The organism is Pseudomonas sp. SJZ103 (assembly GCF_007828335.1).
Lineage (GTDB): Bacteria > Pseudomonadota > Gammaproteobacteria > Pseudomonadales > Pseudomonadaceae > Aquipseudomonas.
Map to the genome: position 1 here is coordinate 1 of NZ_VIUN01000021.1, position 20694 is coordinate 20694.

General features: G+C 57.7%; 18 protein-coding genes and 2 pseudogenes. 7 read left to right on the forward strand and 13 right to left on the reverse strand.

Features of this window, described 5'->3' with window-relative positions; genetic code table 11:
- Positions 1-1108: 1108 nt before the first annotated feature.
- The gene (locus FBY10_RS32365; RefSeq protein ID WP_371921007.1) at positions 1109-1990 is read right to left on the reverse strand and encodes a methyl-accepting chemotaxis protein; all 882 of its coding nucleotides are present in this window, start codon (positions 1988-1990) and stop codon (positions 1109-1111) included.
- Positions 1964-2737 (reverse strand): annotated as a pseudogene (locus tag FBY10_RS32370) (MCP four helix bundle domain-containing protein); the annotation flags it as partial. The pseudogene FBY10_RS32370 and the gene FBY10_RS32365, both read right to left, overlap by 27 nt.
- Positions 2738-2870: 133 nt before the next feature.
- On the opposite strand from FBY10_RS32370, the pseudogene FBY10_RS29105 reads away from it, so the two are divergent.
- A pseudogene (locus tag FBY10_RS29105) lies at positions 2871-3233 on the forward strand (hypothetical protein); the annotation flags it as partial.
- Here FBY10_RS29105 and FBY10_RS29110 read toward each other — a convergent pair.
- From FBY10_RS29110 to FBY10_RS29135, 6 genes are all read right to left on the reverse strand, one after another.
- Positions 3146-4057: a DMT family transporter gene (locus FBY10_RS29110; RefSeq protein WP_145338630.1), complete on the reverse strand. Its 912-nt coding sequence runs from the start codon at positions 4055-4057 to the stop codon at positions 3146-3148. The pseudogene FBY10_RS29105 and the gene FBY10_RS29110 sit on opposite strands and share 88 nt — an antisense overlap.
- 264 nt (positions 4058-4321) lie before the next feature.
- Positions 4322-5284 carry a bifunctional GNAT family N-acetyltransferase/nucleoside diphosphate kinase regulator gene (locus tag FBY10_RS29115; protein WP_178116812.1) on the reverse strand — a complete coding sequence of 321 codons (963 nt, stop codon included), beginning with the start codon at positions 5282-5284 and terminating at the stop codon, positions 4322-4324.
- Between the two features lie 463 nt (positions 5285-5747).
- A complete protein-coding gene (locus FBY10_RS29120) occupies positions 5748-6254 on the reverse strand; it encodes a ClbS/DfsB family four-helix bundle protein (RefSeq protein WP_131696482.1) in 507 nt (168 codons plus the stop codon).
- Positions 6255-6353: 99 nt separating this feature from the next.
- A complete protein-coding gene (locus tag FBY10_RS29125; protein WP_145338631.1) occupies positions 6354-6680 on the reverse strand; it encodes a DUF2388 domain-containing protein in 327 nt (108 codons plus the stop codon).
- Between the two features lie 71 nt (positions 6681-6751).
- A complete protein-coding gene (locus FBY10_RS29130; RefSeq protein WP_131696480.1) occupies positions 6752-7339 on the reverse strand; it encodes a hypothetical protein in 588 nt (195 codons plus the stop codon).
- Positions 7340-7388: 49 nt separating this feature from the next.
- Positions 7389-8627 (reverse strand): MFS transporter, encoded by a 1239-nt coding sequence (locus FBY10_RS29135; protein ID WP_145338632.1) that lies wholly within the window; start codon positions 8625-8627, stop codon positions 7389-7391.
- A gap of 155 nt (positions 8628-8782) precedes the next feature.
- Here FBY10_RS29135 and FBY10_RS29140 point away from each other — a divergent pair, with 155 nt between their 5' ends.
- Complete coding sequence (locus FBY10_RS29140; RefSeq protein WP_145338633.1) at positions 8783-9595, forward strand: bifunctional 2-polyprenyl-6-hydroxyphenol methylase/3-demethylubiquinol 3-O-methyltransferase UbiG; 813 nt, start codon at positions 8783-8785, stop codon at positions 9593-9595.
- 137 nt (positions 9596-9732) lie between these two features.
- Here the strand turns inward: FBY10_RS29140 and FBY10_RS29145 are convergent, their stop codons facing one another.
- A complete protein-coding gene (locus FBY10_RS29145) occupies positions 9733-10119 on the reverse strand; it encodes a TIGR03067 domain-containing protein (protein WP_145338634.1) in 387 nt (128 codons plus the stop codon).
- Positions 10120-10512: 393 nt separating this feature from the next.
- Between FBY10_RS29145 and FBY10_RS29150 the strand changes: the two genes are divergently transcribed.
- On the forward strand, positions 10513-11820 hold the full coding sequence (locus FBY10_RS29150) for a Wzz/FepE/Etk N-terminal domain-containing protein (RefSeq protein ID WP_145338635.1): 1308 nt from the start codon (positions 10513-10515) through the stop codon (positions 11818-11820).
- Between the two features lie 264 nt (positions 11821-12084).
- Positions 12085-12984, forward strand: coding sequence for a lipid A hydroxylase LpxO (gene lpxO, locus FBY10_RS29155; protein ID WP_145338636.1), 900 nt, complete (start codon positions 12085-12087; stop codon positions 12982-12984).
- Between the two features lie 18 nt (positions 12985-13002).
- Here the strand turns inward: lpxO and ligD are convergent, their stop codons facing one another.
- Positions 13003-15480: a DNA ligase D gene (gene ligD, locus FBY10_RS29160; protein WP_145338637.1), complete on the reverse strand. Its 2478-nt coding sequence runs from the start codon at positions 15478-15480 to the stop codon at positions 13003-13005.
- Positions 15481-15504: 24 nt separating this feature from the next.
- Positions 15505-16344, reverse strand: a complete 840-nt coding sequence (locus FBY10_RS29165) for a Ku protein (RefSeq protein ID WP_131696473.1) — start codon at positions 16342-16344, stop codon at positions 15505-15507.
- Positions 16345-16528: 184 nt separating this feature from the next.
- On the opposite strand from FBY10_RS29165, the gene FBY10_RS29170 reads away from it, so the two are divergent.
- Positions 16529-16843 (forward strand): hypothetical protein, encoded by a 315-nt coding sequence (locus tag FBY10_RS29170; RefSeq protein ID WP_145338638.1) that lies wholly within the window; start codon positions 16529-16531, stop codon positions 16841-16843.
- Between the two features lie 12 nt (positions 16844-16855).
- Positions 16856-18013: a PQQ-dependent sugar dehydrogenase gene (locus FBY10_RS29175; RefSeq protein ID WP_145338639.1), complete on the forward strand. Its 1158-nt coding sequence runs from the start codon at positions 16856-16858 to the stop codon at positions 18011-18013.
- 42 nt (positions 18014-18055) lie between these two features.
- On the opposite strand, the gene FBY10_RS29180 is transcribed toward FBY10_RS29175, so the two are convergent.
- On the reverse strand, positions 18056-18535 hold the full coding sequence (locus FBY10_RS29180; protein WP_131696470.1) for a nuclear transport factor 2 family protein: 480 nt from the start codon (positions 18533-18535) through the stop codon (positions 18056-18058).
- Positions 18536-18589: 54 nt separating this feature from the next.
- Positions 18590-19153, reverse strand: coding sequence for a TetR/AcrR family transcriptional regulator (locus FBY10_RS29185; protein WP_145338640.1), 564 nt, complete (start codon positions 19151-19153; stop codon positions 18590-18592).
- Positions 19154-19278: 125 nt separating this feature from the next.
- Between FBY10_RS29185 and pssA the strand changes: the two genes are divergently transcribed.
- Positions 19279-20622: a CDP-diacylglycerol--serine O-phosphatidyltransferase gene (gene pssA, locus FBY10_RS29190; RefSeq protein WP_131696468.1), complete on the forward strand. Its 1344-nt coding sequence runs from the start codon at positions 19279-19281 to the stop codon at positions 20620-20622.
- Positions 20623-20694: the final 72 nt, after the last annotated feature.

Sequence of the window (20694 nt, forward strand, 5' to 3'; positions counted from 1 at the left end):
GCCGCCATGGTTTCAACAATCAGCTGTCACCGGTAGAGTTTGAAAAGCGTTACGCAATGAGCTTGCAAGGTGTCTACAGAATCCGGGGCGATTCACCTTTAGCGGCGCGGCGATGTGGTTTTCTGTAGGCATGAGGAGTCCTTGCCGGGCCATGCCCGGCGGTGGAGTAGATTGATTTGAACTGCTGATTCCATCAGGTGCCGAAACAGCTACCACCCAGAGGACATAGCGATGACTAAGGAAAAGAAGAAAGAGCCGGAGCAGGAAACCCCGGCGCACTCCACTGAGGAAGAGCGCGAACGCTTGAAGGACTTCAACAAGGACGGAATTCCGCCTGGTTCAAGCTGATCGTCAAGCAGCGCGTGCTTGGCGCTGTTCTGTTCGCCGTGCCGTCCTGACCTGGGCCATTCCTCAGGTTGCCGGTGCCGAGGGCAAGCGCTCCGCTGCGGTGCTGCCGGCTGCCTGTTACGACATCACCAATTGGGATAATGATGGCAAGCCGGAGTCGACCCGGTACTGGTGGCGCTCAGGGATCCGCAAGACATTGGATGACCAAGTGAACGAGGCGCTCACTGCCGCTCAGGAACTGCTCGACGCAGAGGGATTAATCGAAGGTTGCGCGGCGTAGCAAAAAGCCGTTGCAACGAGTGAGAAAGTGAGAGAAAGATTTATCCATCCTGTCAATCTTGCGCATAAGGGATTGATATTAGAGAGCCTCGTCACTGGACGGTTTTTTTTCGTCCGCTCGTCGAGGCAGAAGCACTTTCTGTCTAATTAATCCCTCCCAGTTATACGCGCAACCCCGCGCTACAGACAGGAGATGATTTATGGTGGATGACAATAATGGTCCTGCAGCGGCATATCCGGGACCAAAAGAGGAAGTGCCTGAGACGGGCGAAGGTCATGACTCCGGTCTTGAGCAAGCTGAGTCCGAGCCCAAGCAGGGTACTGGTGAGAGTCCAGAGGATTGGAATCCGCCGCCTGGAAACCCAGGATCGGATCAGGACGCTCAGAATGATCGCAGCAACGGCGGCGCTAAGTAGTCTTCAGCGGTTAAAAGTTAAAACACAGAGCCCGGCCATCGGCGGGGCTTTTTGTGTCCGATTAGCTATAGGCGAAATTGGTTAACCATTCGGTTCAGTTCAGCCGCCAGCTTCGACAGTTCCGAACTGGCTAACGCGGTCTGGTTTGATCCTTCAGAGGCCTGGCTCGACAAATCGCGGATACTGACCAGGCTTCGATCCACTTCCCGGGCTACTTGAGCTTGCTCCTCGGATGCTGTGGCAATCAGCACGTTGCGTTCCGTGATGTCGTCAATGGTTTCGGTAATTTCCACCAATGCCGAGCCAGCACCACGCGCTGTGTCGAGTGTTTTTTGTGCTTGGATGTTGGTATTGCTCATTGCAGAAACGGCGGCTCCAGTGCCTTTCTGAATGGACGTGATCATCTGTTCGATCTCGCTGGTTGAAGTTTGCGTTCTATGCGCGAGCGCTCGGACTTCATCGGCTACCACAGCGAATCCGCGGCCTGCTTCTCCTGCCCGGGCGGCTTCGATTGCAGCGTTGAGTGCAAGCAAATTAGTCTGTTCGGCGATGGCCCTGATGACGTCTAGAACCTTACTGATGTCGGTAGCCATCACCGCGAGTCCTTGAACCTCATTGGATGCGTCTCCCACGCTTGAGACCATCAGGCTAATCGCTTCGACGGTTTCATCCACCCGTGCGCGGCCGGCAATAGCCGCCGAATTGGAGCGTGTAGCGGCCTCAGATGCCGCAGAGGCATTTCGGGCGACTTCTTCAACTGCAGCGCTCATCTCGGTAACAGCCGTAGCGGCCATTTCCACCTCGTGGCTCTGTTGCTGCATGCCGGTATTCGCGTTTTCGGTTACGGCATGCATTTCCTCGGATGTTGATGCCAGCTGGCTGGATGAGTCGGATATCGACAGAAGTGTGGTTCGCAAGTTAGCCTGCATGGCTTTCAACGCCTGCATCAGCCGCGCTACTTCGTCGGTGCCTTGCACATCAATCACTTCGCTAAGGTCGTTTTTCGCGATCCGCTCAGCGATGGCCAATGACCGATTCACCGGGGTGGTGAGGCTTCGGGTGTACATGAAAGCAAGGACGATCGCAGCCAGCGTACTCACCAAAATGAAACCGCCGACGATCAGTTTGCTTTGTTCATAAATACGCGTTGCATCTTTGCCAGCATTCATTGCTTTATTGTTGTTGAGTTCGGTCAGGTTCTGAAGAACGGTGTTTACGCCATCCGCCTTAAACTTCATTACCTCGCTGGACAGCTTGACTGCATCCTCGAATTTTCCGGCACCTGTAAGGGCCAAATATTGCTCCTGAACGACCTCATACGTGCTGTAATCTTTCGCCAATTCCCCGATAAGCTGTTTGCCCTTAGCCGTTACGATGAGCGGTTGGAGTTTCTGAATAAGATCCTTAAAACTTCCGCGCGATGTTTGGACCTCTACAAGCGCTTGAGCTCTGCGCTCGGCAGGCTCAATAGGGTTGCGCAATCTCGAATTATTATTTCGAATGCTTAAAAACTCGCGGTCCATCTTGGCGAGTATCGAAATGCTGGGCACCACGTTGTTTTCTACAAACTTTTCAGCGTCGTTCAAGCTTGATGCCTGGATGAGAGCTACCACTCCCAACCCAATAATCATCGAGCAAAAAAAACCAAAGCTAAGTGCGGAGCGTGGGGCGATATTGAGTTTGCGCAGAATCATACTGATACCTCTTCATGATCCTACTCTATCGGCAGCAAACTGAGCAGCAGCCCGTTCATCGCTGCTACGCATTCTATTGCTACGAGTACGAAGGCATTTGCACCTGTTTCTAGCGTCTGCATATGCAGACGCTTTTCTTTGCCGGTTCCTTTCGAAGGACGCGACCGACCGAGCCATGGACAGCGCCGATATCGGCACGTTGAAGCGCCTGAACGGACTGCTGAACCAGGAACGCGCTGCCAGTAAAGAGGCTGAGTCCCGCGCCGATCAGTTCGCCGAGGAACGCAACGACCTTGCCGCCGCAGTAGGCCGCATGGAAGGAAAAATCGAAGCCCTCACCAGTCAGGTTGGCCAGCTCACCGAGCGCGTCACAGAGCAGAGCGAAGAGATTCACCGCCTGTTGTTGGATCAATCCGAAGCTGGTGAGGGTTCTTGCTTCGGCTTGCTCTTGCTGAGAACGAACCACACAGCTAAACAGATGAGCCCGCCGCCGTAGAAATGCGCGGCCGAAAGATGTTCATCAAGGAACATCACACCCCACAGCACGCCGAAGGGAGGGATTAGGAAGGTTACGGTCAGCGAACGCACCGGCCCGATATCCGCGATCAAGCGGAAGTACAGAATGTACGCACACGCAGTGCAGATGAAACCCAGCGCAACCAGTGCTATCCATACCTCTGGGTTACCCCAGCTCGCCGGTGGGTTTATTGCGGTTGAGATTCCGAAAAACGGAACGAGAAACAGCGTCGCGCCAATCTGACTACCAAAAGCTACGAGTTTCGCGTCAAGCCCACCCTTGTCAGCTACCCATCGTTTAGTCAGAAATCCTGCTGCACCATAGCAACTGGTGGCGACTAAACATGCCAACGCGCCCATGACCACGTTCATTGAAAGTGTGACGGGGCCGGTGCTGGTCAGCAACGTAATGCCCATAAGCCCGATCAAAACGCCGACACCTTTTTTCAGTGTCAACGAATCGCTGAAACACATCCAACCGATCAAGACGCCCATCATCGGTGTGGTCGCATTGAAAATTGCTGAATAGCCGGCAGGTAACAGCAGTGCCGCCACGCTATACATCAAAAATGGGATGCCCGAATTGATAACGCCCAATACCATGATCTGCTGCAGCTTGCCTTTGAAGTCGACTTTGGTTTTTAAAATGGCAAGAATGGCGGCCAAGCCAATAGCACCCAACAACACGCGAAAAAATGCAGTCGGCAATGCGCCCAAAACAGGAGCCGAGATGCGCATGAAGAGGAAGCTGGCGCCCCAGATCGCCGCCAGAGCAAGTAGTCGAACATAATCGGATAATTTCATGGGCTGCCTTCAGCGCTGTTCGTTAACTCAAAAATGACTCGAGGATTGCATAGCTAATGCCGCGCAATCCAAGAATTTATTGGAGTGGTTAAGGGGAAAAGGCCAGCTATACGGAAGCCATGGTGGACTTCTCTAAGTTTGGAGTCTCATCGTAAGAATCTTCGAAATGTGCTCGCACTCCGATTCTTGCTGCCGAAAATGTATGTGCGTTTGGGCATCACGCCTTTCGGCGTCTGATGGATGAGTACTGAGCCAAAGGCGCAGTTATAGGTGGAAATCGCCCGCAGCCTCCGGCTGGTAAAGCACTTTCTTGATCTCAATCCGGCGGGTCCGATCAGAAATTCGCCAGTCGATGGCATCTCCCTCCTGATAGCCAAGGATGGCGGCGCCTATATCAGAAGACACGGAATGCTTCCCTGCATTGCTGTCCGCGTCTTCAGGGTAGACCAACGCCACTTCGAGCTCTTCGTCGTCCAGTTGCAGCAAAGCCCTAGAGTTCATCGTGATGACATTGCACGCCACCTGCTGCGGCTTGACGACAATAGCTCGTTCAAGCTCATGTTCGAGCTCAACAACCGCCGAGCCTTGCTCTAACGCGATTAGACCGTAGAGCCTGGCCTTGTCGATTTCAGTGATGTAGATCCTACTGGAGTCGCCACCGGCTCCTTCGCGTAGGAACTGGAGATAGCGTTCCTCCGTCATGGACAATGATTTCAATGTCGGCGTTTCGCTCTCAAGCATAAAGCCGCTGCGCAAAAAGGCTTTTAGCGAGCGCGAATTGTCCGGGTGAATCTTGGCGATGAGCTTCTCGGCCCGCATGTCGAGGAAAGCCAGTTTCATGCCTTCGCGGATCGTGCGGGCGCCTAGGTTTCGGCCCCATTTGTCGCTGTCTCCGATGACCAGGACTATCTCGCAATTTGAGCCGGTCTTGACCAGACGGACAAAGCCCACCGGGGCGTCATGCCGGTCATAGGCCATAAAGAATCTGCCGCCCCGGTTGAATAGATGGGTCAGGATCGGCAACTGAGTTCGATCAATGGCTTGCTCGATGGAGCGGGAGACATGACGCGAATCGCTCAGGTAGCAGGTGACGCGCTCATCCTCTAACCAATTCATTAATGTCAGCGCATGCGCCCGAGTAATTTCAGGGCAGAGCGAAATGAAAGGCCTGTTCATCTTAACCACTCTTATTTGTAAAGGATGGAAGGCCTTCATGGATATGAACATGGCGGCTCTTCGGCAACCGGGCATTTTAAGATATACCGCGAGTAATGGCGAACAGCCTAGAGAGTTTGAAGAAACCATCGTTTTGGCGAGCCCATGCCCAAACCAGTCAAGCGCTCAAGCCTCGATGAAGCCGACTACATTCGGAATGATCAGCGCCGTATCGTTCTGTCGCTCTCTTCCGTAATGCAGTGGTTGCTGAACGGCACCACGCATAGCGAGATGCCTAATTTTGGGGTGCAACTTCATACCAACTGGTGTTCTGATCGCCGCATAAAGCCGACGCTGCTTTGCAGGTCGGATGCCTGCTTGACGTACTCCGAGCTCGTTGCCGGCGGGAAAATGAAAGGTGTTTCCAGAACGTTGCTTTCGCTTTTTCCGGCGACCCGTGTGTTTCCTGGCGAAACTCAACGCATGCGTGGCGGGATCGTTGATTGCGTCGCGCCCAACAACCGCGGCTGCATTTTCAGCCTTGCACCTTCAGCCACGCACGAATGCGCGTTCGGGCATTGGCGTAAGGAGACGAAGTATTGAACTGAATCATGCGGCCCTTGGGCCATTTTCCGTACCAGGCGCTGCCATAGAGTTCATCGTCTGACCTTGCCGTGATCGTCGCCGCGAGCCGTGTTTTTGCTTCTACCAGGCGGGCAATCAGTTCGTGCCATTCGAGTGCGTTGTGATCTGCATAAAACTTCTGTGCCAGCAGGCCGAGCTGGTTCCATTTGAAGCCGATCTCAGGAAACTCAACCGGTTCACCCCGGTCGTCGCGGTCCAGCCATTTCAGTACCAACTCGTTCCATCCAATCAGGTAGGCCACAAGATCGGCCGGACTCATGGTGGTACCGTCGACATGACCCTTCAGTGTGGCTTCACGCGCACGATCAGGCGCAACCTTGGCCAGATCGCTCATCAGCGTGTTGAAGGTCGTCGTAATGGCCGCAAGCAATTCTGCCTTGGAGGCTGGAACAGCCATGAGTTCCTCCTTCTATCTGCTCTTACGACTGGCACGGAGGGTATGGAAAACTCAGGTTTCCCGAAGCGTTGAGATCAGTCTCGACGAGGCCCCCCGCGCTCAGTAAGTGGTTGCGATCGCCTGGGCGAGCTGCATGTCGGTCATGGGGCGCGTGTGAGGGGCCGAGCGGTAGTGTAGAGATGCCTGCTCAAACTGAGCGCCGCGAATTTCGCCCTCGGAGCCAATGAATGCAAGGGCATCATCCTTCGCTTTTTTCATTATTGAGGGCGAGTAGACCGTAAATGCCGTGGTCCCGCCGAGGATAATGGTCGGGAACAGGGTGGTGGCGCTCAGCGCTCTCTCGACCGGATTCTCCACATACCATGCCATAGCGTTGGTGCTGATCGATGCCATGAGGGCGATTGCCTGCGTCTTCCATGAATTCATTCTCCGATGCTTCCATTGCGGTCGAAGGACGCACGATAACAGAGTCGGCTGAGCGCCAGAAACTCGGCCCGTCAGCAATTAAACACAGGCGCATAACGCTCTTCGCGTTTCTTGAAATGAATCGGGGCCATAGGGACTTTTTCACCGTTGACGAATATGTCCGGGAAGGTGAGCGTGAAATCATCCATATCGCCTTGACCCAACGCTGTTCCTTTGAACCCGTCGTGGAATGTTTTCCTGGGGTCGAAACCGGTTTTGAGTTGTTCAATGGTGACAGGATAACTTTGCCCATTAGCCAGCGTGACCGTGACAACGGGCGATGCCGCGCTGACCCAAAGCGCCGGGGCGGGCTGTTTGACGGCTGCTGTGCGCTGCACCGAGGTATTAGATGGGTAGAGCCGCCCGAACAGGCGCAGTTCAGCTGCGGTTGAGCGCTGGTTGCCCGGCCAACTGGAGGTGCCGGGTGGCGCCACATAGACCAGCACATGAACCCAGTTGAGTGCTTCTGACAGCGGGGCATAGCTCATCGCCGCTTTCGGGCCGGGGCAGGTGCGCGAAAGCAGGGCGTTGCTGCCCACCGTCGACTCCGGATGCAGATAGGGCCCCGTGCTGCATCCTGCAAGCAGAAGCAATAGCGGATACAGGATGTTTTTCTTCATAGGGGCAACTCCATTTGCTGTTTGGGTTCGGCGCACAGTATCGCTTATATCAGGCGGCAGATGCGTGGGGCGCGAAGATGGGCTTCGCCAGCGTCTCCGGCATCGCCAGCCATAACAGCGCCAACGCGACGAAAGCCACACCGGCCAGGGTGAGGAATGCTGCGTTGTAGCCCGCCTGTTGCACCACGAACCCGGCCAAGCTGCTGCTCAGTGCCGCGCCCAGGCCAAATACCGTGGACAGCGCGCCCAGGCTGACGTTGAAACGCCCGGTGCCCTGGGTCAGGTCCTTGACGATCACCGGGAACAGCGCGCCGAAAATCCCCGCGCCGATACCGTCGAGCATTTGCACAGCCACCAGCCAATAGGGATCGCTGGACAGGGTATAGAGCACACCACGCAGCGGCAGAATCATGAAGCCGAACAGCAGCAGCGGTTTGCGCCCCCACACGTCGGCCTTGCTGCCCACCAGCCAGGCCATCGGCACCATCACCAATTGTGCGGCGACAATACACGCCGAGGTCAGCGGTGTGGCCATCTGCAGGTTGATCTGCGAGAGCTTCTGGCTGACCAGCGGCAGCATGGCTGCATTGGCCAAATGGAACAGGGCGCAACAGATGGCGAACAGCAACAGCGGGCGGTTCGCCAGCAGCACCTTAAGCCCGGACGGCTGCTCGTGATCGGCCGCGTGGGCGGGGTCGAAGCCTCGCGCAACCTCATGGTCGATAGCCTTGGCCGAGACACAACTGACCGCGACGACACTGGCCACCGCCATAAAGGCCATCAGGTAGAACACCACAACGGGCCCAAACAGATACGCCAGGCCACCGGCCAGCAGTGCAGCCACAGCGTTGCCGGCATGGTTGAAGGTTTCATTGCGCCCGGTGCGGCGGGTAAAGGCACGTGGTCCGGTAATGCCCAGGGAAATCGCGGAGATGGCCGGAGCGAACACCGAGGCGGCCACGGCGCTGGCCGCCTGGGTCAAGGCAACGAGGCTGAATGAACTGACGAAGGGCAGCAGCAGGCAACTGCCCGTCACCAGCAGGGCGGCAATGGCAATCACTGCGCGTTTGCTGTGCGTGCGGTCGATCAGTGCGCCCGCCGGGCCCTGGGTGATCAGTGCGGCGATACCCGCCAGGGTCATGACCACGCCGATACTGGCGGGGTCCCACTTGTGCACCGCCAGCAGGTAGATGGCCAGGTACGGGCCAAGGCCGTCGCGCACATCCGCCAGGAAAAAATTCAGGCTGTCCAGGGACAGGGTATTACGCAGGTCGGAGGCTCTGGCCATGGCGCAGTCTTCGGAAGGGGCGTTCAACGGCTGAACACTCGATGGGCTAATGACCTGTGCGCTCCACATTAAGTTTCGCCCGCTCCCCCGGGGTTTTAATCCTTGCCCACTTGGCTTATTTTCTGATCCTCCCTGTAAGAATATCTGGAGACGCAATGGACATGCCCTCAGCTCAACAAGCGATTGCCTGCAACAAGGACGCCTGGGACCAATCCGCCGACCTGCACAAAACCACCGAGACCTGGAGCGCACTGCTTGGCGGGGTCCGCGACCCCGGTTTTTCGTGCCTGGACCCCACCATTACCGGTTTGTTGCAGGACATCGGTGTCGCCGGCAAGGACGTGGTGCAACTGTGCTGCAACAACGGTCGCGAAAGCCTGTCGCTGTTCGCCCTGGGCGCGCGCTCGGTCGTTGGCGTCGATCAGTCCAAGGCGTTTCTCCAGCAGGCGCGTGAGCTTGCCGATGTGTCGCCGCATGCTCCTGAATTCATCGAGAGCGACATCCATCACCTGCCGCAACGCTTGCACGCGCGCTTCGATATCGCCCTGGTGACCATCGGTGTACTCGGCTGGATGCCTGATGTGGCGTTGTTCATGCGCCATGTCGCCAGCACGCTGAAGCCCGGCGGTACGCTGGTGATGTATGAAACTCATCCGTTCCTGGAGGTGTTCGATCCCAAGGCGCAAAACCCGCTGCTGCCTGCCAGTTCATATTTCCAGCGTGAGCCTTTTGTGTTGCAGGAGTCGATTGTCTACGAAGGCCAGGGCGACGTGGCTGGACCGACCTCCTATTGGTATGTGCACACCTTGGGGGATGTCGTGAGCGCAGCGATTGGCGCCGACTTGCAGATCAGCCATCTGCAGGAGTACGCCCACTCCAACCGTGAAGAGCTGTACGACCAGTACGAGCACCAACCTGCTCAGTTGCCCTTGTGCTTTACCCTGACTGCCACCCGGCAGCGAGTCTGAGTGGGATTGTCCAGACAAAAAAAAGCCCGCGAGGAGAGGCGGGCCAAGGGATTCACTGGAGTAGGTAGGTTTCACCCTATAAGACTGGAAGTGAAGGCTTTGTGAAAACGTTGTCGCAAATTCGGATGGCGTACGGCTCAGGAGCTCCGTATGAAACTGCGCATGGTTTGGCCTGCGCTCGTCTTGAATGAGAGGGGCCTGGGCATACCTTCATCCGCGGCAATGAACACAAATGTATTGCCTTCGAGGCGATAGCTGGCGGGCAAGTGCTTGCCGGCGTCATCGCCGATGGCGTCCACCCAGGTGATGCTCTTGGGAACGGTAGAGCTGTCGAGGAAAAATCGGCCAGCCAACAACACCTCGCCACTGACGGTCTTGACCTCGAAACGGTCGCCGGCAATCGTGGTAATTGCACCTGGAGCGCTGTGGGCATCCACGGGGTTGAGTTCGCCACTGTCTTCGAGTGAGGTTTGCTCCCAGGTGCCTTGAAGGGCTTGAATATCTGGGTCTGAAAGGGATGACATACAAATTCCTTTTGCTGAAAAATTAGTTGCCGGTCGTTCTGAACAAAGCGGTGTTTTCTTTATCTAAAGCGAAAGTTTATGTAGGAACTATCCTATTTTTTATTTTTTTGTAATTTTGCGTTTACCGGCAGGCAATTTGCGTTACTTTGCCTGCCTGTCGGGTAACGTCTCGTAACGAATCGTCTTTACTCAAGGTAGGTGCCACATACAACAGTCGTGTAACCGAAATGAAACCTCCCGCTGCTTAAGTGTGAGGGTTAAGTTAAATGGATGGCCTTTTGATGGCGTAGTGCCGCATTCGTGGTATGCCGGGAAGCTGCCCCCTGTTTATTCGTTGTTAGTCCGATCTGTGTGTTTGGGCGCCGGATTCCAACTCATCAGAGTGTACGAACTTTGAACAATACCCCCCTGCGTCATCAACATTTGGTATCGGACGAAATTGATCTCCTCGAACTGTTTCACGGGATATGGAAGCAAAAAAAACTGGTAATCGGTTGCACGATTCTGGCGGGTATTCTGGGGGTAGGCTATGCGTTTCTTGCACCCAGGGTTTACCAGGTCAGCAGTGTGCTACGGCCAGCGGCGATCAATGAGTTGGATGCTCTTAACCGTTCCGAAGTCTACAGGTTGCCGCCAGCCGAGGCCTTGGCCAAGGTCGGTGCGCAGTTGGACTCCTATGAGGTCCGGCTGGGTTTTTTCAGGGCTAATCCTGCACTGTTCGAAGCCTTCCAACGCCCAGGGCAAAGCCTGGAGCAGAGCTTTGAAGCGTTCAACCAGAACTCCATCAACCTGGTGATGCCTGATCCGAAGAGGCCCGATGAGGCCAGTTCCTATCTGCGCCTGGAAATGCAGTACCCCAAGGGAATTGACGGCGCGGCCATTCTCAACGGCTTCGTCGACTACGCCATTGCGCAGGAGCGCAACCAGGTGGCGTCCGACCTCAAGGTGATCGTTAATAACCGCCTTAACGAACTCAAGGGCAAGATCGATGCTGCGCGTACCAACTACGAGGCGGATAAAGCGGCGAAGACCGCCATGTTGCTGGAGGCTGACGAAGTCAAACGCGCTAGCTTGCAGGACGAGCTCAAGGCCTTGCGGTTGCAGATGAAAATGGAACGCACCAACCGCTTGGCCGAACTGGCCGAGGCGATCTCGATTGCCAAGTCCATTGGCATCAAGAACCCCACCACTCCCTCTGCCCTGGATCGGAATGGACCTCGTGGCTCGAACCAGGTGACGAGTATTGTCTTGACCAATCAGCCGATTCCTTTGTATTTCATGGGCACCGAAGTGCTGGAGGCGGAAAGGGCTGCGCTGCAACAGCGTACCAACGATGATTTCACCAACAGCAGGGTGGCCGAGATCGGCAAGGAACTTCGCATGCTCGACGTCAACCGCGAAGTCGAAATACTCAACGGCCGCAAGAACGAAGATATGTTCCTGCAGGACGTAGAGCCCCTGCGGGCGGAAGAGGCTCGGTTGCGCGGACTGAATATCGACATGAGCATGCTGAAACTGGTCACCGTGGATCGCCAGGCACTGGAACCGCTGAGTCCGATAAAGCCAAGGGTGGGCGCGATCATCGCAATCAGTTTCGTGGGCGGGCTGGTGCTGGGAATATTCTTGGCATTAATTCGACATTTTGTGCAAGCACGGCGTAACCGTGCCGTGTTCGACGATCGCCGGTCGCCACACCAATAGGTCGGGCTGAATACGGAGTGGGGTAGTTGCACGGTCGGCCGCAGAGGCGCCAGCCCAGCACCTTCAGTAGACAGGTTTTCACAATTCTTGATTAACTTTTGGTTACAAACTGTGGCTAAATAACTGCCACGGACCACGTATCGGGTTATTACTCAGCCGATCGCGCCAATTGTGTGAATTGTGATTTCAAACGCTGCTATCCATCCTCAGCCGTTGTGGGCGCGCAGGTGCAGCCTGTTTTCTTCTGACATGTGACGAACCCCCTTGAAACTCATCATTGTTGTTCTCTATGTGGCCTCCATTGCGTATGTACACCTGCGTGGTCGGGTGCGACATAAGCTGGGCCGCCAACTCAGTGATCATTCGACCTTCCTGGCGCCGATCAACTGCTTGCTTTACCTATGCTCCAAGCTACCCAGTCGTCCCTACCTGTCACCCAGTGATTTTCCTGACTTGAGCCCGCTGCAGGCGCATTGGAAGGAGATTCGCGAGGAGGGCCTGAGCCTGATGCGCGCGGGTGAAATCAAGCGTTCCGACCAGTACAACGATGTGGGCTTCAATTCGTTCTTCAAGGCTGGCTGGAAGCGCTTTTACCTGAAATGGTACGGTGAAAGCCACCCTTCGGCGATGAAGCTGTGCCCGCGTACCACCGAGCTGCTGCAGGGCATAGGCTCGATCAAGGCGGCGATGTTCGCCGAGTTGCCACCGGGCTCCAAGCTGGTGCGCCACCGTGACCCTTACGCCGGCTCGTACCGTTATCACCTGGGTCTGGTTACCCCGAATGATCCGGGCTGCTATATCAATGTGGACGGCGAGCACTACTACTGGCGTGACGGTGAGCCGGTGATGTTCGATGAGACCTACATCCACTACGCCGAAAACACCACGCAGCAGAACCGCATCATCCTGTTCTGCGATATCGAGCGGCCGATGAAATATCGCTGGGCTGCAGCGTTCAATCGTTGGTTCAGCCGCAACGTCATGGCCGCCGCCGGCTCGCCCAACGATGCAGGCGACAAGACCGGCGGGCTCAACCGCGCCTTTACCCGGCTGTACAAAATTCGCTTGCGTGGCAAAGAGCTGAAAAAACGCGACCGCACGCGTTACTACCTGGAAAAATGGGCGATCTTTGCCGCATTGGCGCTCATATTTGTGCTGATTTGAGGCCAACCTGGGCGTAAGTCACTCCGGTGGCGTCGCGCCCAGCTTGTCCCACATCTTCTTGCTGATTTTCTGCCGATTGGCATAACCGGCCCATGGGTCAACCTTCAGCCCCTGCAAGCGTTGGTGCAGGTTGGCCACGGTCCATTGCTGGGCGCCACGCAACCCCTTCAATTCCTCGCGACTGACCGGTACCGATACTGGCAGCCCTGGGCGTGCGCGCACCGAATAGGCCGCTACCGTACTGGCGCCGCGTGCATTGCGCAGGTAATCGACAAAGATCTTACCCACGCGGTTTTTCGGCCCGGAGGTGGCGGTAAAGCGCTCGGGCAGTTGCTCGGTCATGAATTGGGCAATGGCCTTGGCAAAGGCCTTTACGGCGTCCCAGCTATCCCGGCGTGCCAGCGGTATGACCAGGTGCACGCCTTTGCCACCGCTGGTCTTGACGAACGCTTCCAGCCCCAGCTCGTCGAGTACCGACAACGTGAGCTGCGCGGCTTCCAGCATGGTTTTCCAGGGCAGCGCCGGGTCCGGGTCGAGGTCGAGCACAAACAGGTCCGGGGTTTCGATTTTGTCCGAGGTGGCGCCCCAGGTATGCAATTCGATGGTGCCCATTTGCACGGCCCCGATCAGGGCTTTCGTCGTGTCGATCTCCATCAGGCGCGCATGGCCTGGGTCCAGTGCCGGGTCCAGTTGCTTGATATTGGGAATGGCGAGGCGTTCCGAGTGCTTCTGGAAAAACTGCTCACCCTCGATGCCTTCCGGAGCCCTGAGCAGGGACACGGGGCGATGTCGCAGGAAAGGCAGGATCCACTCGCTGATGCCCTCGTAGAACTGCGCCAGTTGCTGTTTTTGCGTGCCGCTCTGCGGGTCGATGACACGCTCGGGGTGAGTGATGTTTACGCCGCCGCGTGGCTTAGGGGCTTTCACCGCTTTGAGGGAGTTTGCCGCGCGCGTCTGTTCATGGATGATCTGCGTTGCTGGCTTGTCGGTACGCAACCCCACGAAGGCTGCCTGGCGCACCACGCCTTCACGGGTCCACTCCGTAAACTGCACTTCGCCGACCAGGCGCGGTTCCACCCAGTGCACACCTCGTGCCTGGGGGCTGGTGAGGGGGTTTTCCAGGGGCGATGCGTCGCGCTCCAGCGGGGTGAGTTGTGCGTAGATGTTTTTCAATGAGGCTTGGTCGAAACCAGTGCCCACCCGCCCGGCGTAGACCAGCCCGCCATCGTCATTGACTGCCAGCAGCAGCGCGCCAAAACCGCTGCGCGACCCCTGGGGCCGGGTGTAGCCGACAATCACGAACTCCTGGCGCAGGCGGCACTTGAGCTTGATCCAATCGGTATTTCGACTGGAGACGTAGGGGCTGCCCTTACGTTTGCCGATCACGCCTTCCAAGGCCAGGTCGCATGCACTTTCGAAGATATCGCGTTGATTGGCGGCAAACGCTTCGGAGAAACGCAGCAGTTTGCTGCGGCTACCAGACAAGGCGTCCTTGAGCGCGGCGCGACGCTCCTCCAGCGGCGCCTGGCGCTGATCGCTGCCGTTTAAAAACGGCGCGTCGAACAGGTAGTAGACAATGTCCAGGCTGCGGCCGATATCAAAGGCATTTTGCAGCGCCTGAAAGTCCGGCAGGCCGTCGCCATTGAGGCTGACCACCTCGCCATCCAGCCAGCTGTCCTTGAGCTTTAGGGCGCGCAGGGCCTTGGCCTGGCGTGGCAGGCGTTCGGTCCAGTCGTGGCCGTTACGTGTAAACAGGCGGACCTCGCCGTCGCGGATGCGGGCGAGCATGCGGTAACCATCGAACTTGATTTCGTAGTGCCAATCGCCTTCTGGCGCGCGGTCTACCAGGGTTGCCAATTGCGGTGCGAATTGCTCGGGGAGGGCTGTCGCCTGCTTCTGTGGTTTGGCGCGAGGCTTGGCCTTGGGTTTACCGATGGATGCATCACTGAGGACGCTCTTTGGCTGGGCCTCCACAATGTCATAGTCGGCCGCAGAGCGGGCCTGTTGGTCGTGTTCCTTGATCAGCAGCCATTGCTCCTTGTCGCCGCTGCCCTTGAGGCGCGTACGCACCAGCGCCCAGTCACCCGAGAGCTTCTCACCGACCAGGGTAAATTTGAGTTTGCCGGCGGCGTAGGCCTTGTGCGGGTCGTCATGGGGTTGCCAGATGCCGCGGTCCCACACGATCACGTCGCCGGCGCCGTACTGGCCGGCCGGGATGCTGCCTTCGAAACCGCCATAACTGAGGGGGTGATCTTCAACATGCACCGCCAGGCGTTTCTGGCTCGGGTCCAGGCTCGGTCCCTTGGGCACTGCCCAACTGAGCAGCACGCCGTCGAGTTCCAGGCGGAAGTCATAGTGCAGGTTGCGCGCATCGTGCTTCTGGATCACGAAGCTCAGGGCCGAAGCCTCGCGCTTTCGACCTGCTGCGCTGCCTGATGGCTCAGCGGTGACCTCGAAATCGCGCTTGCGGTTGTATTCGCTCAGGGGCTTTGCCATGGAGTTCTCCTGTATATGGCAGGCTCAAGAGGCCTTTTTGCCGGCTTTTTTCGCCGCCGGTTTTTTCGTTGTTGGTTTTCCGGCCAGGCTGCGTTTGAGCAGCTCGGTCAGGTCGATCACATCGGCCGACTTGCGCTCGTCGCTGTCTTCCTGGGATTCGACGTCTTCGATCTTGCCTGCCTTGGCCTTCCTGGCCACCAGCGCCATGATCTTTTCCTGAAAACTGTCGCGATACTCCTCGGGCTGCCAGTCGGCGCTCATGTCTTCCACCAGACGCTTGGCCATGTCCAGCTCGCCCTTGGCCAGGTCGGGTTTGGTCACGTCGCTGGGGAGTTCCAGTTCATCCAGGCTGCGCACTTCAGCTGGCCAGCGCAGCATCACCAGCACCAGCGCCGACTCCAGGGGCATCAGTGCCGCCAGGTGTTGCTTGGTGTGCAACACCACATTGGCCAGGGCGACCTTGCGGGTTTTCTTCAACGTTTCGCGCAGCAGTGCGTAGACCTTGCCACCGCGTTTATCCGGGGCCAGGAAGTAGGGCGTGTCGATGTTCTGCAACGGAATTTGGTCACTGGCGACAAACGCGATGATCTCGATGGTCTGGGTCGACTTGGGGTGGGCCGAGCGGATCTCATCTTCGCTGAGTACCACATAGCGGCCTTTCTCAAATGCCACGCCCTTGACGATATTCTCCTTGGTGACCTCCTTGCCGGTGCTCTTGTTGATGCGCTTGTAGCCCACCGGGTCCATGCTGCGCTTGTCCAGCCAGTCGAAATCCACGCCCTGGGCGGACGTGGCCGAGACCAGCGATACCGGAATATGAACCAGGCCAAAACTGATGGCGCCTTTCCAGATTGCCCGTGGCATACGTGCGATTCCTTAAGAAGAAGCTGTGTTCTGGTGACTCGACGGCTGCGTGAAAAGTTTCCCCCGGCAGATGCGCGGACAGATCGTGTTACACCTGATGAGAAACTATTTAGTTACGAAAGCCGAACCCAGGGCGTAGCGTGGTATCGAAAGCACGTACTCCTCGCCCCAGAGAGGCTTTGTCATGAAAAGCTGTGTGCGTCATCTCGCGGTGCTGGTGTTAGGCCTGGCACTTGGGCCATTTGCCCACGCGCAAAACCTGCCCGGCAGAAGCGATTCCAATAACGGTCCGATCCACCGGGCCAATCCCAACAGCATGCAGGGCACCCAGCCCAATACACCGACGGTGCGTGGCATTCAGACCGTGCCGACCCCGCGTGCGCCGACCCTGGAAAACGGTGGTATCGGCAATCGCTATCCGCAACGCGATGCGACACCCAGCCGCCCGGCCACCGACACCAAAGCCCCCACCTATGATGCCAACGGCAATCGCCGGTAAGGACGCTGTCTTATGTTTATACGCAAAACCCTGCTAGCCACCCTGTGCGCCACCACGCTGCTTGCGCAGACGGCCGTTTATGCGGCCGATGCGCAGCAGTTCCCCAGCGAACAAGGCAGCATCTCCGCGACGCCGATCGCCAAAGGCCTCGATCACCCGTGGGCCGTGGCATTTCTACCCGACCAGCAAGGTTTCCTGGTGACCGAGCGTCCAGGCCACCTGCGCTTTGTCAGTCCGGACGGCAAGCTGTCTGCGCCGTTGACCGGCGTGCCTGAGGTGTGGGCCAAGGGGCAGGGCGGTTTGCTCGATGTGGTGCTGTCGCCGGACTTCAAGCAGGACCGCATGGTCTACCTGACGTACGCCGAAGGCGGTGGCAAAGGCGGTACGGCCGGCACGGCAGTGGGCCGCGGGCGCCTGGCGACGGACATGAGTGGCTTGACCGATTTCAACGTGATCCTGCGCCAGGAGCCGAAACTCTCCACCGGCAACCACTTCGGTTCGCGCCTGGCCTTCGACCGTGATGGCTACCTGTTCGTGACCCTGGGGGAAAACAATGATCGCCCGACCGCCCAGGACCTGGACAAGTTGCAAGGCAAAGTCGTACGGATCTACCCGGATGGCCGCGTGCCCGATGACAACCCGTTCGTCGGTCAACCCGGGGTACGCCCCGAGATCTGGTCCTACGGCCAGCGCAATCCGCAAGGGCTGGCGCTGAACCCATGGAGTGGCACGATCTGGGAAAACGAACACGGGCCGCGCGGCGGTGACGAAATCAACATTATCGAGCGGGGCAAGAACTACGGCTGGCCGCTGGCGACTCACGGCATCAACTATTCGCTCACACCGATTCCCGAGGCCAAGGGCAAGACCGCAGAAGGCACCGTGGCGCCTCATCATGTGTGGGAGAAATCACCGGCTATCAGTGGCATGGCTTTCTACGACGCCGACCGGTTCAAAGCGTGGCAGCACAACGTGTTCATCGGTGCGCTGGCCAGCCAGGAACTGATTCGGTTGCAGTTCGACGGCGACAAGATCATCCACGAGGAGCGTTTGCTGGACGGCTTGAAGGCACGTATTCGCGATGTGCGGCAGGGGCCGGATGGCTTTCTGTATGTGCTGACGGATGAGGACGATGGGGTGCTGTATCGGGTGGGCCTCAATCAGGATTGAGCAATGAGCCGCAAGCTTGAAGTTTCAAGCTTGCGGCTTCAGTCAAAGCCCCAGAGCGGACAACCCCGGATGCTCATCCGGGCGTCGACCCAGCGGCCAGTGGAACTTGCGTTCGCTTTCCTTGATCGGCAGGTCGTTGATGCAGGCAAAACGATTGGCCATCAGGCCATTCTCGTCGAACTCCCAGTTCTCATTGCCATAGGAGCGGAACCAGTTACCCGAGTCGTCGTGCCATTCGTAGGCATAGCGCACGGCGATGCGGTTGTCGGTAAAGGCCCATAGCTCTTTGATCAGCCGATAATCCAGCTCCCTGGCCCATTTTCGAGTGAGAAAACCCTTGGCCTCTTCGCGGTTATGGACGAATTCGGCACGGTTACGCCATTGCGTGTCCAGGGTATAAGCCAGCGACACCCGGTGTGGGTCGCGGGAATTCCAGCCGTCTTCGGCCAGGCGCACTTTTTCAATCGCCGATTCACGGGTAAACGGCGGCAAGGGCGGACGTGTTTCTGCGGTAGATGACATCAGGTGGCTCCTTAAAACCCTACAGCGTTATCGAAAGTTGCCAGGCGTGTGGATTCACAGTCCCAATAACGTTCGCGCCATGCATTGCGCATTATCAGCAGCTGTTGAATCACCCATGACCAGGGCAACGGTAATGGCGCCATCGATCAGGATCAGCAGTTGCGCGGCCTGCCGTTCGGGGTCGGGGGTGCCATGTGCCTGGCACAGTTCGAGTGCGTACTCGAACAGTTTCTGTTTATGGGCCTTGGCCAGCAGGCGTACCGGGTCGTGCGGGTCGCCGGTTTCGCCACTGGTGTTGATAAAGGCGCAACCTCGAAAGTCCGCCGAGGCGAACCAGGCCTTGAGGGCGTCGAACAGCGCGAGCAAGCGTTCTCCGCTGCCATCGACGCGCTCCACTTCGCCGTGCAGCCATTGCATCCAGCGCTCGTCGCGGCGCTGCAGGGCTGCGATCACCAGCTCATCTTTATTGGCGAAGTAACGGTAAATACTTTTTCGCGAGACGCCGGCGGTTCTCACCAGGAAGTCCATGCCGGTGGCGGCGATGCCGTGGCGATAGATCAACTTTTCAGTGACGTCGAGGATAATGTCGCGAGTTTCATTGTGGGTCATATCGGTCATACTTATAAAAGTAGAACGATCATTCTTCTTGGTCAATAAAAATTTTACTCTCTGGCACTGCGAGACCTGAGCACCCCCATGGTGTAAGCTCGGGGCCTCCTCGGATTCGACCCATTGCGAGCCCTATGCCGTCGTTCTTCAAACGCTCCCTGTTGCCCAAGCTGCGTGGCTTCCCCCTCACTCCCGACGCCCTTGACGTGCTGTCCGGCGCTGACGCGTTTCGCCGCTGCCTGCTGGAAAAAATTGCCCAGGCCACCCGACGCATCTACATCGTTGCGTTGTACCTGCAGCAGGACGAAGCAGGGCAGGAGATCTACGACGCCCTGCACGCCGCCAAGGCGGCGCGGCCGGAGCTGGACATCGTGGTAGTGGTCGACTGGCTGCGCGCCCAGCGCGGGCTGATTGGCGCCGGCAAGCAACCGGGCAACAGCGCCTGGTACCAGGCCATGACGCAGCGCCATGCCAGTGAAGTGCCGGTGTATGGCGTGCCGGTGCAAACCCGCGAGCTGTTCGGCGTACTGCACCTCAAGGGCTTTGTGATCGATGACAGCGTGCTGTACAGCGGCGCCAGCCTGAACAACGTGTACCTGCACAAGTTCGATAAATACCGCTTCGACCGTTATCACCTGATCCACAGCCAGCCGTTGGCCGATTCGATGCAGCATCTGGTGGAGCACGGCCTGGTGACCTCCAAGGCCGTGCACCGCCTCGACCTGCCCAACCTGCCGACCACCCGCAGCCTGCGCAACGACATCGGCGACCTGCGCAGCCGCCTCAAGCACGCGGCCTACGACACCACCGCAGGGCAGTTGCCCAACGGTCACCTGTCGGTCAGCCCGTTGCTCGGCGTGGGCAAGAACAACCCGTTGAACCGGGTGATCCTCGAACTGATCGCCAGCGCCCAGCATCAACTGACTATCTGCACACCGTACTTCAACCTGCCGCTGCCGGTGACCCGGGAAATCAACCGCGCCCTGGCGCGTGGGGTGAAGGTCGACATCATCGTCGGCGACAAAACCGCCAATGATTTCTACATCCCGCCCAGCGAACCCTTCAAGGTGATCTCGGCACTGCCGTATCTCTACGAAATCAGCCTGCGCCGTTTCGCAAAACGCCATCAATCGGTGATCGACAGCGGCCAGTTGAACCTGCACCTGTGGCGCGACGGTGACAACACCTACCACCTCAAGGGTATGTGGGTCGACCAACGCTACACCTTGCTCACCGGCAATAACCTCAACCCTCGGGCGTTCCGCCTTGATCTGGAAAACGCCTTACTCGTCGATGACCCGCAAGGCCAGTGGCTGGAACCGCGACGTGCCGAGCTGGCGCAGATTTTCCAGCACACTACGCGGATCGAGCGTTACCAGGATTTGCAAACCCTGGTGGATTATCCCGAGGCCGTCGGCAAATTTTTGCGCCGTGTCAGCCGTGTACGAATCGAGCGGTTGTTGTACCGAATTCTCTAGTAACGGGTGCGTTGCGGCAGACTCGACTTCTTGAGACTTTGCCTCTGCAGCGGCTTTGGCGTGTGCTGTACG